Source organism: Micromonospora globbae, assembly GCF_036184225.1.
Taxonomy (GTDB): Bacteria; Actinomycetota; Actinomycetes; order Mycobacteriales; family Micromonosporaceae; genus Micromonospora; species Micromonospora globbae.
This window is the reverse complement of record NZ_CP108084.1, coordinates 2,435,790-2,453,008: the sequence shown is the minus strand read 5'-3', so window position 1 is coordinate 2,453,008 and position 17,219 is coordinate 2,435,790. Positions and strand designations below refer to the sequence as shown.

Here is a 17,219-nt window from a genome sequence, read left to right as displayed (position 1 = left end):
CGCATAGGGACTGGTGTAGGTCGGGATGGCGCGGCCCGATCCACGTAATGCGTCCGCCGGACACGGTGAATCGACTCGTTGCTGCACGACTGCCGTGTCGACCGGATGCCGCCGCCGGGGCGGCTCGGCCCGGGCGCCAGTGTGGCGGTATGGCGGGTGCCCCAGATATGGGGCAGGTCGACAGCATCCGCCAGACCGGTGTGGCCGGGCCGCAACGGGGGCGTGGCCAACCGATGCAGCCGCCGGTGGCGGCCGGTGAGTCGCTGGTCTCCTGCCTCTCCCGCGCCTAGGTGGAGAAGGTGAGATCGACGGCATGGCGTCCGCCGGGGCATGCCGCCATGCCGAGGGGCGGCGAGCTGATCAATGGCCTTCGACTGGCTGCCCGGCATGTGCGACGGTGCTGACCGCCGGCAGGCATGTGACCCGGATCCGCCGGGAGGCATGTGCCCCAGATACGGGGCAGGTCGACAGGATCGAACTAGCTGGGGCGGGCCGGGACTGACCTCGTAGAACAACCTCGACGTCGGCGGGCGGTCGGCGCTCGGGCACCCCGGACATCACCGCACCGGAGTCGTTCATGCCGGCGGTTCCGGACGAACGGCCATTGCGCCAACGAATCGAGGGGTGTCACTGTCTAATCCCCTCCGACCCCGAGGAGTCCTCATGAGAGGCAGTGCGTTGAGCGCGCGGATCGCGTTCGTCGTGTGCGCCGGGATGTCGGTGACGCTGGCCGCCCACCCCGTGGTCGCGTCCCCGCCCGTCGACCTCCCACCCCGGTCCGCCGGCCCCCACCCCGTGGCCGCCGCCCCGGCCGTCCCGGCCCCGGCAGCCCCGTTCACCGCCGCGGACGTCGCCGCCGCCGACCGGGCAGCCCCAGCGCCCGCGGCGCTTCTCGCCGCGCCGGACATCTCCGTGGCCAACGTGCAGGCGCACCTGGCCCAGTTCGGCAGCATCGCCAGCAGCAACGGCGGCAACCGGCGCGCCGGTTCGGCCGGCCACACCGCGTCCGTCGCGTACGTGAAGGGCCGGTTGCAGGCGGCCGGCTACACCGTCACCGAGCAGCGGTGCACGTCCTGCACCTACCCGTCGAACAACCTCATCGCCGAGTGGCCGGGCGGCCCCGCCGACCAGGTGGTCATGTTCGGTGCGCACCTCGACGGCGTGTCCGCCGGGCCGGGCATCAACGACAACGCCTCCGGGTCGGCGGCCCTGCTGGAGAACGCGCTCGTGCTCGCCACGCAGAACCCGACGACCACCAAGCGGGTGCGGTTCGCCTGGTGGACCGACGAGGAGCAGGGACTCAACGGCTCGCGCTTCTACGTCAACTCATTGAGCGCGACCCAGCGCGGCTACATCAAGGGCTACTACAACTTTGACATGGTCGGTTCGACCAACGGTGGCTACTTCATCAACCGGCTCACGTCGAGCACGGCCGCGCCGCTGAAGGCGTACTGGGACTCGCTCGGACTGCAACCGGAGGAGAACGTCGAGGGGCAGGGCCGCTCCGACGACTACCCGTTCCAGCAGGCCGGCATCCCCACCTCCGGCTACGCGGCCGGTGCCAGCGCCCGCAAGACCAGCGCCCAGGCGGCGAAGTGGGGCGGAACGGCCAACGCGGCGTACGACCCGTGTTACCACCGCTCGTGCGACACCACCAGCAACGTCAGCGCGACAGTGCTCAACCGGGCGGCGGACGGCATCGCGTACGCCATCTGGCAGCTGGCGGTCGGCGACGGCGCCCCGGCCGACGACTTCTCCGTCGCGGTGAGCCCGACCTCCGGCAGCGTGGCGCCCGGCGCGTCGCGCACCGCCACCGTCACCACGGCCACCACTGCCGGGTCGCCGCAGACCGTCGCCCTCTCCGCGACCGGCGTGCCCGCCGGCGTCACGGTGACGTTCAGCCCGTCGTCGGTCACCTCCGGCGGCTCGTCGACGATGACCGTGACGGCGTCCGCGGCGGCCACCACCGGCACGTTCCCGATCACGGTGACCGGCACCGGGTCGGCGCGGCGGACCGCCACCTACACGCTCACCGTCACGGGTACGGGCGGCTGCCCCGGCGGCCAGCTCGTCACGAACGGCGGCTTCGAGAACGGCAGCAGCCCGTGGACCGCCACCTCCGGCGTGATCACCAACTCGACCGCGCAGCCGGCCCGCACCGGCACCTGGAAGGCCTGGCTGGACGGGTACGGACGCAGCCGCACCGACACGCTGTCGCAGACGGTCACCCTGCCGGCCGGATGCACCGGCTCCACCCTGTCGTTCTGGCTGCACATCGACACGGCCGAGACCACGACCTCCACCGCGTACGACCGGCTGACCGTGCGGCTCGGCAACACCACGCTGGCCACCTGGTCCAACCTCGACGCCGCGCCGGGCTACGTCCAGCGGACGCTCCCCGTCGGGGCCTACGCCGGGCAGACGGTGACCCTGACGTTCACCGGCACCGAGGACGCCTCGTTGCAGACCAGCTTCGTGATCGACGACGTGTCGCTGACGGCGAGCTGACCTGCTCGCCCGGCCGGAGCGCCGGTGGCTACGCGCTCGGGGATCGCTCAGTCGAGCACCGACTCGCCACCCGGGTAGGCGAAGGACGACCGTGGCGAGTAGAAGCCCCACACGACCTCGAGCGGCTCGGCCGGACGCAGTGCGTACACCGGGTGGTCGGGTTCCAGGAACTCCAGTGACGTCACCTCGAAGGGGTCGACCGGCTCCGCCACGAACGGGTAGTTGCCGCTGACCAGCGTGCCGTCCACCTGCGTGAGGTAGCGGAGTTGTCCCCGGTTCACGGCGTCGCCGGTGCGGCCCACTCGGGCCGTCGCCCTGATGACGGGCACGCCGTCCGCCTCGGTGGTGGCGACCAGCCGGTTACCCCGTACCTCGATGGTGGTCGTCCCCGGGGTGGCCGGTACGCCGCGGGCGGTGGCGTACGCCCGGACCACCGGGCTCGAGTTGAAGTAGTGCGTCCACCACCGACCGGGGGTGACCCCGTCGGGAGCGTCCACCCCGGACAGGTCGGGCCCGATGTACGTCAGGGAGTAGGCGCCGAAGCCGGAGGTCTGTGCCTCGTCGTCGACGACGTACTGGTTCATGAACACCTGGCGGTTCGGTGCGGGCCTGAGCCCCTCGGGCACGAGGGCGGCCACGGCGTCGGGGTCGGCTGGTATCCAGCCGAAGTAGAGCATCCGGCTGTTCACGACGAGTTGAGGAGCGACGAGTTCGGTCACGAGGGGCCCCTTCCACACGACAGCAGTGTGTGGTCGCGACGCTACGGAGCCCTCTGGTGCGGGGCAACGACGGATTGCCGACACGCGACCGCCCGACCGGGGTCTCCCCGCGGTCACCGCCGTCTCGGCCCGGTCAGGGCGGGGTGGGGCCGACCTGCGCCACCCCGCCACCTACGCCGGCCGTCAGGGCAGGTCGGGGTAGAGCGCGGCGACCCCGCCGGCCAGGCCGGCCCGCACCTGGCGGCTCAGGTCGTCGGCCAGGATCTCGTAGGAGTCCGCCTCGATGCCGTCCACGGCGATCCGGGCGACGTCCGCCGGGTCGAGCTTCGGGGCGGTGACGTTTGCCGTCATGTCGGTGTCCATGTAGCCGACGTGCAGGCCGGCGACCCGGACGTTCCGCTCGGCGAGCTGGGTCCGCAGGGCGTTGGTCAGGGCCCACTCGGCCGACTTGGCCGCGCTGTACGCCCCGGCGTTGGGCAGGGCGATCCAGGACAGCACGGACAGGATGTTGAGGACGGTGCCGCCGCCGTTGCCGGCGATCACCGGTGCGAACGCCCGCACCATGGACAGCGTGCCGAAGTAGTGGGTGTCCATCTCCAGCCGGATCCGCTCCGGGTCGCCGTGGAGCAGGTCCGCCCCGGTGCCGGAACCGGCGTTGTTGACGAGCAGGTTCACGTCGCGGGCGCGCTCGGTGGCGGCGGCCACGGAGGCGGGATCGGTGATGTCGAGCCGGACGGGCGTGACGCCGGGCAGGTCGACGGTGTCGGGGTTGCGGGCGCCGGCGTAGACGGTGGCGCCGCGGGCGACGAGTTCGGCGGCGAGGTGCCGGCCGAAGCCCCGGTTGGCGCCGGTGACGAGGGCGGTGCTTCCGGCGATCTTCATGCGTTGCTCCTGGTGCTCGTGGGATGGCCGGGACGGCGGGACGCCGGTCGGCCGGCGGGAGGTTCCGGGCGGCGGGGCGCCGACCGGGTGGCGGGAGGTTCCGGGCGGCGGGGCGCCGACCGGGTGGCGGGAGGGTCGGGGACGGCGGCCGGATGTCGGCCGGTGGCGGGGGAGGAGGCGGCGCGCCGGCCGGCTCCGCGGATCAGTTGCCCTCGGCGCGGCGCAGGCCGGGCCCGGGGCGTACGTCGATGGCGTCGGGGTCGACGTCGTGCCCCGCGGTGCAGCGCAGCACGGCGTGCACCTCGGCGCCGCAGTCGTGGTGTGCGACCCGCACCGAGGGGCCGGCCGGGTCGGCCGCCCACGCGTCGCCCCACTGGCGCAGCGCGGTCAGCACGGGCAGCAGTTGGGCGCCCTTGTCGGTCAGCACGTACTCGTGGCGGGTGCGTTGCCCAACCTCGCGGTAGGGCCGCCGTTCCAGCAGCCCGTCGGCGACGAGCTGCTTGAGCCGGGCCGCGGCGACCGGCTCGCTGACGCCGACGCGGGCGGCGAAGTCGTCGAAGCGGCGCGTGCCGAAGGACGCCTCGCGCAGCAGCAGGAGCGTCGAGCGGTTGCCGACCACGTCGAGCGCGCGGGCGATCGAGCAGTTGGTCGTGAGCCAGGCGTCCCGGTCGGCGAGGAGATCGGTCATGCCGGCGACGCTACCCGAGCTGACTTAGTAGAGGCAAAGTCAGCTACGTCACGCCGCCGGGGGCGGGATCGGGAAGAGGTCGGCCCGGGCCGCCCGGGTGACGGCTCGTATCCTGTGCGCGAACACCACGTGAGGCAGAAGGGAGACGGTGTGGGCAACCCGGTCGAGACGCTGGAGTTCCAGGCCGAGGCGCGGCAGCTGCTCCAGCTGATGGTGCACTCGATCTACTCGAACAAGGACGTCTTCCTCCGCGAGCTGATCTCGAACGCCTCGGACGCGCTGGACAAGCTGCGGCTCGCCTCCCTGGTCGACAAGGACCTCGACGTCGACACCTCCGACCTGCACATCGCCATCGAGGTCGACCGGGACGCGCGGACGCTGACCGTCCGCGACAACGGCATCGGGATGACCCGCGACGAGGTGGTCTCGGTGATCGGCACGATCGCCAAGTCGGGCACCGCCGAGCTGCTGCGTACGCTGCGCGAGTCCAGCGACTCCGCCGCCTCCCAGGAGCTGATCGGCCAGTTCGGCGTCGGCTTCTACGCGGCGTTCATGGTCGCCGACCGGGTGGAGCTGCTCACCCGCAAGGCCGGGGAGTCCGGCGGCACCCGCTGGTCGTCCACCGGCGAGGGCACGTACTCGGTCGAGACGGTGGACGCGGCGCCGCAGGGCACCGCGGTCACCCTGCACCTCAAGCCGGCCGACGCCGAGGACAACCTGCACGACTACACCGCCGAGTGGACGATCCGGGAGATCGTCAAGCGCTACTCCGACTTCATCGCCTGGCCGATCCGGATGGAGGTCGAGCGCTCCGGCGAGGGCGGCGCCACGACCCGCGAGGTGCAGACGCTCAACTCGATGAAGGCGCTCTGGGCCCGGCCGCGCGACGAGGTCGACCAGGCCGAGTACCACGAGTTCTACAAGCACGTCGCGCACGACTGGGCCGACCCGCTCGAGATCGTGCACATGAAGGGCGAGGGCACCTTCGAGTACGAGGCGCTGCTCTTCATCCCAGCCCACGCTCCGCTGGACCTCTTCGCCCCGCAGGGTCGCCGCGGCGTCCAGCTCTACGTCAAGCGGGTGTTCATCATGGACGACTGCGAGGCGTTGATGCCGGGCTACCTGCGCTTCGTGAAGGGCGTGGTGGACGCCCACGACCTGTCGTTGAACATCTCCCGCGAGATCCTCCAGCAGGACCGGCAGATCCAGGTCGTGCGCCGCCGCCTGGTCAAGAAGATCCTCGCCACGGTGAAGGACCTCAAGGCCAACCACCCCGAGCGGTACCGCACGTTCTGGACCGAGTTCGGCGCGGTCGTCAAGGAGGGGCTCGTCGACGACGCGGAGAACCGGGACGCGCTCCTCGATCTGGTCAGCGCCGCCTCCACCCACGACGCCGCCGAGCCGACGGACCTGCGCGGTTACGTCGAGCGGATGAAGGACGGCCAGAGCGAGATCTGGTACGCCACCGGCGAGTCCCGCGCCATGCTGGAGAACTCGCCGCACATGGAGGCGTTCCGCGCCAAGGGGCTCGAGGTGTTGCTGCTCACCGACCCGGTCGACGAGGTGTGGGTCGAGCGGGTCGGCGCGTACGACGGCAAGCCGCTGCGGTCGATCGCCAAGGGCGAGGTCGACCTGGACACCGACGAGGAGCGCCAGCAGGCCGAGGCCGAGCGGGAGCAGCAGCGCAAGGACTTCGCCGACCTGCTGACCTGGATGGGCGGGGCGCTCGCCGACAGCGTCAAGGAGGTGCGCCTCTCCTCCCGGCTCACCACCTCGCCGGCCTGTGTCGTGGGTGACGCGCACGACCTCACCCCGACGCTGGAGAAGATGTACCGGGCGATGGGGCACGAGGTGCCGCCGGTCAAGCGGATCCTCGAGGTGAACCCCGGCCACCCGCTGGTCGCCGGGCTGCGCAAGGCGCACGAGCAGGGCGGAGACCAGGCCGAGCTGCGGGAGACCGCCGAGCTGCTCTACGGGATGGCGCTGCTCGCCGAGGGCGGCGAGCTGGCCGACCCCTCCCGGTTCACCCGGATCCTCGCCGAGCGCCTCACCCGTACCGTCTGACAGCCGTCGCGCCGGTCGACGCCCGCCTGGCGTCGACCGGCGCGGCACGTCCCGGCCCGACGGGCGCGCCCGCGTCTCCTTCGCGCCCGGCCCGTCGAGGCCGTCCCGGGGGCGCTCCGGCGTGTCCTCCGGGGAGCTCTCGCCGAGCCCGTACGACCGCATCCACCCTCTGAGACCTGCCCGGTGACCTGCGCGGAAGCGGGTCACGCCCGGTCCACGCCGCCTCGCCTGGCGGCTACCCACGGTGACTTTTGTTGGTTCAGATAAAAGTACGCGCGGGGGTGACGAAAGGTCTGGACAGGGTGACACCAAGTTAGTAGTGTCGGGGCTCATCGATATGTTTCATCGAGATGAACCGCAGCGCGGAAGGTCTCGATCGGCGGCCTCGGGGCGGCGCAACACGCCCTCGCGGCCACCGACCCGAGCGGGGACGGCACCCCCGAGGTCAGTGGCACGCCCGGCGACTCGGTGCGACGACGCGCCGTGTCGGGTGACCGACGCCCGTCCCGCTCGATGACGCCTCGTCAGCTCCGACGCTCCGACACCCCGCCAGCACCGCGCTGAACGCCGCCCGTTCACGCGAGCGATCCGGCTCGCCCGCCGACCGGGCAGAAGGCCATCCACACAGGACGACCGTGGCGACGCCACGGCCGGGGACCCCGTGCGCCCGGGGAGGGGGACACACGGGGGTGTCGTTGGGCGACATTTCGCGACATGAGGTGACCCGACATCGGCGGGGGTGCCCGCTCCTGCGGTGCGCGCCTCGCGACTGGGAGAGAGGCATTGATGAACGGTTATCGACCCCCTGGTCGACTACGCAGATCGATCGCAGCCCTCGGAACGGCCGCCCTCGTGTGGCTGACCGCGCAGGTGGTGGCGGTGCCGGCGAGCGCGCGGCCGGTCGACACCGAACGACCGGCCGCCGCCGCGGCGTCGCAGCCCCGCCAACTGCAGGCCCAGGTGCTGACCTGGACCGCCGGCAACGACTTCATGGCCTACCGCTCCGCACCGACCACCGCGGTCGCCGGACCGGCCACGCTCGTCTTCGAGAACAGCGCCGCCACCGGCAACACGACCGGGATGCAGCACACCCTGACCTTCGACACGACCAACCCGGCGTACAACACCGACGTCGACGTGAACATCCTGGCCGACCCGACGGACGCCAACGGTGGCCGGTGGACGGTCGACGTGGTGCTCTCACCGGGCACGTACCGCTACTTCTGCGCGATCCCCGGCCACGGGAGCATGACGGGCCTCCTCGTCGTCAGCGGTGGCAGCTCGGACACCACGCCGCCGACGGTGACCGCCGCCGTGAGCGGCGAGCGCGACGACAACGGCGCGTACGTCGGTGCCGCCACGGTGACGCTGTCGGCCACCGACGAGGGCTCCGGTGTCGGCCGGGTCGAGTACTCGCTCGACGGCGGCCCCTACGGCACCTACTCGGCGCCGGTCACCGTGAACCAGCCGGGCCAGCACACCCTGACGTACCGGGCCACCGACAACGCGGGGAACACCTCGTCGCCGCAGTCGGTGTCGTTCACGGTGGTGGAGGCGCCGCCGACGGACACGACCCCGCCGACCGTGACGGCCGCCGTGACCGGTGAGCGGAACGACGACGGGGCGTACGTGGGCTCGGCGACGGTGACGTTGTCGGCCACGGACACCGAGTCGGGTGTGGACCGGGTGGAGTACTCGCTCGACGGGGCCGCGTACGCGACCTACTCCGCCCCGGTCACGGTCAACCGGCCGGGCCAGCACACGGTCAGCTACCGGGCGACCGACAAGGCCGGCAACACCTCGTCGCCGCAGTCGGTGTCGTTCACGGTGGTGGAGGCGCCGCCGACGGACACGACCCCGCCGACCGTGACGGCCGCCGTGACCGGTGAGCGCGACGACAACGGCGCGTACGTCGGGTCGGCGACCGTGACGCTGTCCGCCACGGACACCGAGTCGGGCGTGGACCGGGTCGAGTACTCGCTCGACGGCGGCGTCTACGCCACCTACACCGCGCCGGTGGCCGTGAACCAGCCGGGCCAGCACACCCTGACGTACCGGGCCACGGACAAGGCCGGCAACACGTCGTCGCCGCAGTCGGTGTCGTTCACCGTGGTCGACCTGCCGCCGACGGACACCACCCCGCCGACCGTCACCGCCGGGGTGACCGGTGAGCGCGACGACAACGGCGCGTACGTCGGGTCGGCGACCGTGACGCTGTCCGCCACGGACACGGAGTCGGGCGTGGACCGGGTCGAGTACTCGCTCGACGGCGGTGCCTACGCCACCTACACCGTCCCCGTGACGGTGAACCAGGTGGGCCAGCACACGGTGAGCTACCGGGCCACCGACAAGGCTGGCAACACCTCGACGCCGCAGTCGGTGTCGTTCACCGTCGTGGCGCCGCCGGTCCGTGACACCACGCCGCCGACGGCGACCGCCAACGTCACCGGCCAGCGCGACGACAACGGGGCGTACGTCGGCTCGGCGACCGTGACGCTGTCGGCCACCGACACGGAGTCGGGCGTCGACCGGGTCGAGTACTCGCTCGACGGCGGGGCCTACGCCACCTACACCGCCCCGGTGACCGTCAACCAGGTCGGCCAGCACACGGTGAGCTACCGGGCCACCGACAAGGCCGGGAACACGTCGACGCCGCAGTCGGTGTCGTTCACCGTCGTCGACCCGCCGGCGCCGGACACCACGCCGCCCACCGCCACGGCCAGCGTCACCGGCCAGCTGGACGAGACGGGCGCCTACGTCGGCAGCGCCACCGTCACCCTCGCCGCCGCGGACGCCGGCTCCGGCGTCGACCGGATCGAGTACTCGCTCGACGGCGCGGCGTACACCCGGTACTCGGCGCCGGTCACGGTCGACCGGCCGGGCGCGCACACGCTCAGCTACCGGGCCACCGACCGGGCCGGCAACACCTCGGGCACCGCGTCGGTCACCTTCACGGTCGTCGCGAGCGGCCCCCGCGCCTGCCCGGTGCCCGACACCCGGCCGACCGTCTGGTTCGGCACGGTGGACAGCGGTGTGCCCAACCGGGAGATCGCGGACGGCTGCACGATCAACAACGCCATCCAGGACGAGAAGGAGTGGCGTAACCACGGCCAGTTCCTGAAGCACGTCAACGAGGTCACCGAGCACCTGCACCACCTGGGCGTGATCGACCACGCCGAGCACGGCCGCCTCGTCAGCGCCGCCGCCCGTTCCGGTGTCGGCAAGCCGGACGGCAAGAACGGCTACACGGCCCTGCTCGACTCGTCGCCGGCCTCGTTCAAGAAGTGGGAGCACGTCGGGGCGGGCGGCTTCACCCGCAACGCCGACGGGTCGATCACCAGCCGGGCGGTTCCCGGTCTCGGCATGCTCTGGCTTCCCACCGCCGAGTACGGCGACTTCTCGCTCAAGCTGCAGTGGCGCGACGACGCACCCGGTGACGGCCGCGCCAACAGCGGCGTCTTCGTCCGGTTCCCGACCGTGCACGGACACCCCGACGAGCCCCGGCCGGAGTGGGTGGCCATCAAGTACGGCCACGAGCTGCAGATCTTCGACCGTCCCGACGGCGACCAGTACAAGAGCGGGTCGGTGTACGGCTTCGACCGCGTGGACCTGGCGGGCGCCGGGGTGACCCCGAAGGGCACCTGGAACGACTACGAGATCCGCGTGGTGGGGCAGCACTACTCGATCTTCCGCAACGGCGAACTGGTCAACGAGTACGTGAACTCCCCCGAGGCCGTGTTCAGCCCGCCCCGTGCGGACGATCCCGGCGGCGCGGGCCGCCAGCACGCCCGCGGCCACATCGGCCTGCAGAACCACGGCACCGGCGACGTCATCAGCTTCCGCAACGTCCGGATCGCGCCCCTGACGGCGTGCTGCCCGGGCGGGACGTCCGCCGCCTGCTGCTGACCCAGGAGAGGAAACGACCACCATGGCGAAGAACAGGATCGACCGGCGGGCGCTGCTGCGCGGCCTCGCCGGAACCACCGTCGCCGTCAGCGCGGCGAGTCTCGCCGGCGCCCTGCCGGCGACCGCGGCGGGCGAGTCGAACGGCCGCCTGATCCCGCGCGGCCACATGGGCATCCAGCTCTACAGCGTCCGGGACAAGATCGCCGAGCTCGGCTTCGCGGTCGTCTTCGAGGAGCTGTCCCGCATCGGCTACCGGGAGGTCGAGTTCGCCGGCTACACCCAGGGCAACGTCGGCCCCATCACCCCGCAGCAGATCCGGCAGCTGCTCGACGACAACGGCCTGAAGGCCGCCGGCAGCCATCGGGGCCTTCAGGACTTCCGCACCAACCTCGAATGGGAGCTGGACGTCGCCGAGATCCTCGGCATGCCCGCCATCGGCACCGCGCAGGCTCCCACGGGCAACCGCACCATCGACGGCTACAAGGCCGCCGCCGCCGAGTTCAACGAGTGGGGCGCCGCGGCCGCCGCCCGCGGGATCAAGCTCTACCAGCACAACCACACGATCGAGTTCAGCTTCGCGACGGACCGGCCGGACGTGCGGCTGTACGACCTGTTCCTGGAGCTGACCGATCCCCGGTACGTGTTCATGGAGCTGGACATCCTGTGGGCGTACGGCGGGGCGCGCAAGTACCCCGGATTCCGCCCGGTCGACTACGTGAAGGCCCACCCGCACCGCTTCCCGCTGTTCCACGTCAAGGACGGCGTACCCCTGCCCGACCCGCAGCAGGGCAACTCCTACCTCGACGTGGAGTTCGGCGCCGGGGTGATCCCGTTCGCCGAGTTCTTCACCGAACTCGACGGCGGCGGTCGCTTCACCTACCTGTGGGAGCAGGACACCGCGCCGAACGTCCAGCCGAACCCGCCCGGTTCGCTGGGCGCCGCGGAGCGCAGCTACCAGCGCATGGTCGACCTGCGGGGTGAGCGGTGAGCGGCTGGCGGCTCGTCGAGGACGACCCGGCGGGCGGAAGCGCCGCGAGCGGGCCGGCGGCCGACGTCCCGGCGGCCGGCGCGCACACCGACCCGCCGCACCGGCGCCGGACGGGCGGTCGCCGGCTGATGGTGGTGATGGCCACCGTCCTGCTGACGCTGGTCGGCGCCGGTGGCTTCGCCGCCGCCCGCACCGGGGCCTTCTTCGCGGAGCGGCCCGACGGCTGCACCAAGCCGGACCGGACCCTGCAGCTGTACGCCGTCGAGCTGCCCAAGGACGGCACGCAGACCCGGCTCGGCTACGGTCTCACCCCGCAGACGGCCTCCTACCCGGGCCCGACGATGGAGATGACCGAGGGCGAGTGCCTCGCCATCACGCTGCACAACCTGGTGCCCGCCGCCACGCTGGAGCGGCTGCGCACCAACCCGGCGCACCCGCTGGGCGTGTCGCTGCACGTGCACGGCGTCAAGTACACGCAGCTCTCCGACGGCACCGTGCAGAGCGGCTCGTTCGTCCCGCCCGGCGAGTCGCGCACCTACACCTGGTACGCCGCGCCGCGCAACAAGAAGACCGGCGCGCCCGGCACCGCCGGCTACTGGTGGTACCACGACCACGTGGTGGGTGGCCCCCACGGCACCCAGGGCCTCGGCGCGGGCCTCTTCGGCGGGCTGGTGGTCCGCCGACCCGGTGACCCGAAGCCGGACCGCACCTACACGGTGGTCTTCGGCGACCTGCAGAGCATCAACCTGCGGCGCGGGGCGGCCGCCGACACCTGCGACGCGCAGAACCCCCAGCCGGGACCGACCTGCCTGGTCGCCCGCAAGGGGGAGCGGGTGGAGTTCATCGTGGTCGGCATCGGCAACGACATGCACACCTTCCACCTGCACGGCCACGCGTGGGTGGACAACCGCACCGGGGTGATGCCGAACGGGGAGGCGTTCGCCGACACCGTCAACGTCATCGACAACAAGCCCCTCGGACCGGGCGACTCGTTCGGCGTCACGGTGACCGCCGGCGACTCGGTCGGGCCCGGCCACTGGATGCTGCACTGCCACATGCAGTTCCACTCCGACGGTGGGATGTCGACGATGCTGCACGTCCTGGACGAGAACGGGAACATGCCGCCCGGCCACGACGCGCACACCCACGCCGCCGCCCCCGCCGCGGCCGGCGTGACCACCGGCGCCGCCGGTGCGCACCAGCACAACTGACCACCGGCCGCCACCGCACCTCTGACCCAGGGTCCGTGGCTGCTGGTCCGCAAGCCGGAGCAGCAGCCACGGCCGGGACCCCGTGGTCCCCAGCCACCCCGCCCGTCCGCCGCAACGTCCCCCACCCACACCCCGTACGGGCGGCCGACCGATCCGGCGCGCCGCCCCGGTAACCGCATGTACCTCTACTGAGGAGGAGTCGAGATGGCTCACAGACGCCATTTCCGGTTGTCCCGATGGGTCGGACGACCGCCACGGTCCGACTCGCCCGTCGCGCCGCCACCCGCCCGTCGGCGGGCGCTGCGGCGGGCCGGGGCCCTCGCGTCGAGCGCCGCGCTGGCCCTCGGCGTGCTGGGCCTGCCCACCCAGCCGGTGGGCGCCGCGCCCGTGCAGGCGGCCGCCGCCGAGGCCGCGGCGGCGGTGAAGGTCCTGGTGTTCCACGGCCCGGCCGACAAGCAGGACGACCCGGTCACCCGGGCCGTCGACGCGATCCGCGGCCTCGGCGCGGAGCACGGCTTCGCCGTCGACGCCTCCAGCGATCCCGGCGTGTTCACGTTCGGCAACCTGTCCCGCTACCGGGGCGTGGTGTTCCTCTCCGCCAACGGGGTGACGCTCGACGACGCGCAGGAGGCCGCGTTCCAGGCGTACATCAAGGGCGGCGGCGGGTTCCTCGGCGTGCACGACGCGGCCCGCGCCCAACCCAGCTCCGCCTGGTTCACCGGTCTCATCGGCACCCGGCCGGCGGCCAGCCTGCCGAACGCCGAGAAGCCCGTCTCGGCCAGGGCGAGCGCCGAGAACCCGCCGAACGAGACCGCCGCGAAGGCGATCGACGGGTCCACCGGCACCAAGTGGCTGACCTTCAACCCGACGGGCTGGCTGGCCGTGCAGCTGGCGAAGCCCGTCGTCGTGAGCCGCTACGCGCTGACCTCGGCGAACGACTTCCCGGGCCGGGACCCGAAGAACTGGACGTTGCAGGGCTCCGAGGACGGCAACACCTGGACCGACCTGGACACCCGCACCAACGAGACGTTCCCGCAGCGGTTCCAGACCAAGCAGTACAGCTTCACCAACACCAAGGCCTACCAGCACTACCGGCTCAACGTGACGGCCAACAGCGGTGAGCCGCTCGTGCAGCTCGCCGAGCTGTGGCTCATCGGCCCGGACGCAGGACCGGCCCCGGACACCACCGTGCAGGAGGCCGTGGTCGACTTCACCGACCGCCAGCACCCGGCGAACAAGGGCCTGCCGCTGACCACCAAGCGGGCCGACCAGTGGATCAACTGGGACCCGAGCCCGGTCGGCCGGGTGCACACGGTGGCCCAGGTCGAGGAGGGCACCTACAACCCGGGCCTGAGCGGGAACGGCGCGTTCCACCCGGTCTCGTGGTGCCAGGACTACGAGGGTGGCCGCTCGTTCTACACCGGCATGGGCCGCACGGAGGCGAGCTGGACCAGCGACCGGCAGTTCCGCAGCCACCTCGTCGGCGCGATCCAGTGGACCACCGGCATGGTGCGCGGCGACTGCCAGGCGACCATCGGGTCGAACTACCGCATCGAGCGGCTCACCGCCACCAACCAGTCGGGCCAGCTCGACCAGATCGGCGAGCCGCACGGCCTGACCATCGCCCCCGACGGCAAGGTCTTCTACATCGGCAAGGCCGCGTGCGCGACCGGCCCGATCTCCAGCTGGGACAACCCGAACGTGGGCCTCGGCTGCGGCACCATCCACCAGTGGGACCCGAAGACCAAGCAGGTCAAGCTGCTCACCACCCTCGCGGTGATGGGCAACCGGGGCAGCGGCAGCGAACTGGTCAAGAACGAGGAGGGCCTGGTCGGCATCACCCTCGACCCCAAGTTCGCGGAGAACGGCTGGATCTACGTGTACTGGATGCCGCACGAGTCGATCGACCGGGACCGGCGCATCGGCAAGCGGACGGTGTCGCGGTTCACGTACGACGCCGCGCGGCAGACCATCGACCAGGGCACCCGCAAGGACCTGCTGAGCTGGGACACCCAGATCCACAGCTGCTGCCACGCCGGTGGCGGGATGACCTTCGACGAGTCCGGCAACCTCTACATCGGCACCGGTGACAGCAACTCCTCCGGCGGCTCGGACGGCTACTCGGGCAACAACTGGACGCAGGAGTACAAGGGCGTCTCGTTCCAGGACGCGCGGCGCACCGCCGGCAACACCAACGACCTGAACGGCAAGATCCTGCGCATCCACCCGGAGCCCGACGGCACCTACACGATCCCGCAGGGCAACCTCTTCACCGGCAAGGAGGAGGGCGGCGGCAAGACCCGCCCGGAGATCTACGTGATGGGCGTGCGCAACATCGCGCGCATCGCGTGGGACCCGGTCAACGACTGGCTGACCGCCGCGTGGGTCGGCCCGGACGCCGGGGGCCCGAACCCCGAGCTGGGTCCGGCCAAGTACGAGACGGCCACGATCATCACCTCCGCCGGCAACCAGGGCTGGCCGTACTGCATGGGCAACCGGCAGCCGTACCGCGACCGCAGCAACACCGACGCGAGCGTGCTCACCGGCTGGTACGACTGCGACAACCTGCGCAACGAGTCCCCGCGCAACACCGGCCTGGTGAACATCCCGCCGGCCCGGGACAACATGATCTGGTACTCGCCGCAGGGCGGTGGACCCGTCTACCCGAAGCGCACCGACGGGAGTGGCCTGCCGACGTACAAGCTCGGCGACGAGACCTTCACCCAGCCGTACCTGAAGGGCGGCGGGCAGGCCGTCATGGACGGCCCGACGTACCAGCGGGAGAACGTCGACGTCGACAGCGGTGTGGCCTGGCCGGAGTACTGGGACAACAAGTGGTTCATCGGTGACCAGTCGAACGCCAACAACCGGATCGCGGTCACCGTCGACCCGAGCAAGGTCCCGACCGCGGGGCCGCCGGCCTTCGCCGAGGACCTGCGCAGCATCATCCGCCCGGGCAGCGGCGCCAACCAGCTCCAGTCCTGGATGGACGCCAAGTTCGGCCCGGACGGTGCTCTCTACATGCTCGACTACGCCGGCGGGTTCTTCAGCCTGCACCCCAACCAGAAGCTGATCCGGATCACCTACCACGGTGGCCCGGCGACGCCGAACCCGAGCCACGCGACCGCGCGGGCCGTGGCGCAGAGCAGCCCGAAGACGATCGCCTTCTCCAGCGCCCGCGCCGGCGGCGTGGCCTGGGAGTGGAACTTCGGTGACGGCAGCGCGCCGTCGCGCGAGGCCAACCCCACGCACACGTACGCCGACTACGGCACCTATGAGGCGACCGTGAAGGTCACGTACGCCAACGGCGAGGTGGCCACCGGCACGGTCCAGGTCGTGGTCGGGTGCGCGGCGCCCGACACCCGCTCGACGGTGCGGATGCTCGACACCGACACCGGCCTGACCAACCACGAGGTGGGCGGCGACTGCACGGTCAACGACCTGATCGACGACGAGCGCATGTGGTCCAACCACGGCCAGTTCGTGAGCCACGTCGCCGGCGTGGTGGGCGACCTGCGCAAGGCGGGCGTCCTCGACAACCGCGAGGCGACGACGTTGCAGAAGGCCGCCGCCCAGTCGCAGATCGGCAAGGTTCCCGGCTACCAGCCGATCTTCGACGGCTCGGCGGGTTCGCTCGCCGACTGGCGGCAGGCGCCCAGCGGGTCGTTCACGCTCCAGCCGGACGGCTCGATCCGCAGCTCGGGTGGGCTCGGCATGCTCTGGTACGCGAAGAAGGAGTTCGCGGACTTCTCCATGCGGATGCAGTTCCGGGACGTGTCCACCGGCAGCACGTACGCCAACAGCGGCGCGTTCGTCCGGTTCCCCGACCCGAGGACGCCGCTGGAGGAGCGGCCGGACGGCAGCTGCGGCACGGTCGGCTCGGCCCGCAGCTCGCAGGCGTGGGTGGCCATCTTCTGCGGTCACGAGATCCAGATCTACGACGGTCCGACCGGTGAACCGCAGAAGACCGGGTCGATCTACAACTTCGACCCGACCACGCTGGAGCAGGCGGGGGCGACCCCGAAGGGCCAGTGGAACGACTACGAGATCCGGGTGGTCGGGCAGCACTACACGATCATTCGCAACGGCGTGGTGATCAACGAGTTCGACAACACCCCGGGCAAGCAGTCCTCGCGGGCCGGTGACCCGCCCACGGACCTGCGGCAGTTCCTCAGCGGGTTCGTCGGACTGCAGAACCACGGCACCAACGACCTGATCGAGATCCGCAACGTGAGGGTCCGCGAGCTGTAACA

9 protein-coding genes are annotated in these 17,219 nt (G+C 71.6%); 6 read left to right on the top strand and 3 right to left on the bottom strand.

Features of this window, described 5'->3' with window-relative positions:
* Window positions 1-663: 663 nt before the first annotated feature.
* Window positions 664-2,508: a M28 family peptidase gene (locus tag OG994_RS10820; RefSeq protein WP_328853064.1), complete on the top strand. Its 1,845-nt coding sequence runs from the start codon at window positions 664-666 to the stop codon at window positions 2,506-2,508.
* Between the two features lie 47 nt (window positions 2,509-2,555).
* Here OG994_RS10820 and OG994_RS10815 read toward each other — a convergent pair whose 3' ends face one another.
* The 3 genes from OG994_RS10815 to OG994_RS10805 all read right to left on the bottom strand — a co-directional run bounded on the left by OG994_RS10815 (window position 2,556) and on the right by OG994_RS10805 (window position 4,797).
* Window positions 2,556-3,245 (bottom strand): hypothetical protein, encoded by a 690-nt coding sequence (locus tag OG994_RS10815; RefSeq protein ID WP_328853063.1) that lies wholly within the window; start codon window positions 3,243-3,245, stop codon window positions 2,556-2,558.
* A 165-nt stretch (window positions 3,246-3,410) separates the two neighbouring features.
* Window positions 3,411-4,109: an SDR family oxidoreductase gene (locus tag OG994_RS10810; protein ID WP_120330130.1), complete on the bottom strand. Its 699-nt coding sequence runs from the start codon at window positions 4,107-4,109 to the stop codon at window positions 3,411-3,413.
* Window positions 4,110-4,311: 202 nt separating this feature from the next.
* The gene (locus OG994_RS10805) at window positions 4,312-4,797 is read right to left on the bottom strand and encodes a winged helix-turn-helix transcriptional regulator (protein ID WP_328853062.1); all 486 of its coding nucleotides are present in this window, start codon (window positions 4,795-4,797) and stop codon (window positions 4,312-4,314) included.
* Window positions 4,798-4,947: 150 nt separating this feature from the next.
* On the opposite strand from OG994_RS10805, the gene htpG reads away from it, so the two are divergent.
* The 5 genes from htpG (at window position 4,948) to OG994_RS10780 (ending at window position 17,217) form a co-directional block, all read left to right on the top strand.
* Window positions 4,948-6,861, top strand: coding sequence for a molecular chaperone HtpG (htpG, locus tag OG994_RS10800; protein ID WP_328853061.1), 1,914 nt, complete (start codon window positions 4,948-4,950; stop codon window positions 6,859-6,861).
* A gap of 786 nt (window positions 6,862-7,647) precedes the next feature.
* Window positions 7,648-10,767, top strand: a complete 3,120-nt coding sequence (locus tag OG994_RS10795) for an OmpL47-type beta-barrel domain-containing protein (protein ID WP_407942578.1) — start codon at window positions 7,648-7,650, stop codon at window positions 10,765-10,767.
* Window positions 10,768-10,789: 22 nt separating this feature from the next.
* Window positions 10,790-11,755: a sugar phosphate isomerase/epimerase family protein gene (locus OG994_RS10790; protein ID WP_120330134.1), complete on the top strand. Its 966-nt coding sequence runs from the start codon at window positions 10,790-10,792 to the stop codon at window positions 11,753-11,755.
* On the top strand, window positions 11,752-12,966 hold the full coding sequence (locus OG994_RS10785; RefSeq protein WP_328853059.1) for a multicopper oxidase domain-containing protein: 1,215 nt from the start codon (window positions 11,752-11,754) through the stop codon (window positions 12,964-12,966). The genes OG994_RS10790 and OG994_RS10785 overlap by 4 nt, the downstream gene beginning before the upstream one ends.
* Window positions 12,967-13,170: 204 nt before the next feature.
* Entirely contained in the window at window positions 13,171-17,217 is a 4,047-nt protein-coding gene (locus OG994_RS10780) for a ThuA domain-containing protein (RefSeq protein ID WP_328853058.1), read from the top strand.
* Window positions 17,218-17,219 lie beyond the last annotated feature (2 nt).

Coding starts and splice junctions, on each gene's coding strand:
- OG994_RS10820 (WP_328853064.1), top strand. CDS start 664: ATGAGAGGCAGTGCGTTGAGCGCGCGGATCGCGTTCGTCGTGTGCGCC.
- OG994_RS10795 (WP_407942578.1), top strand. CDS start 7,648: ATGAACGGTTATCGACCCCCTGGTCGACTACGCAGATCGATCGCAGCC.
- OG994_RS10780 (WP_328853058.1), top strand. CDS start 13,171: ATGGCTCACAGACGCCATTTCCGGTTGTCCCGATGGGTCGGACGACCG.
- OG994_RS10810 (WP_120330130.1), bottom strand. CDS start 4,109: ATGAAGATCGCCGGAAGCACCGCCCTCGTCACCGGCGCCAACCGGGGC.
- OG994_RS10805 (WP_328853062.1), bottom strand. CDS start 4,797: ATGACCGATCTCCTCGCCGACCGGGACGCCTGGCTCACGACCAACTGC.
- OG994_RS10790 (WP_120330134.1), top strand. CDS start 10,790: ATGGCGAAGAACAGGATCGACCGGCGGGCGCTGCTGCGCGGCCTCGCC.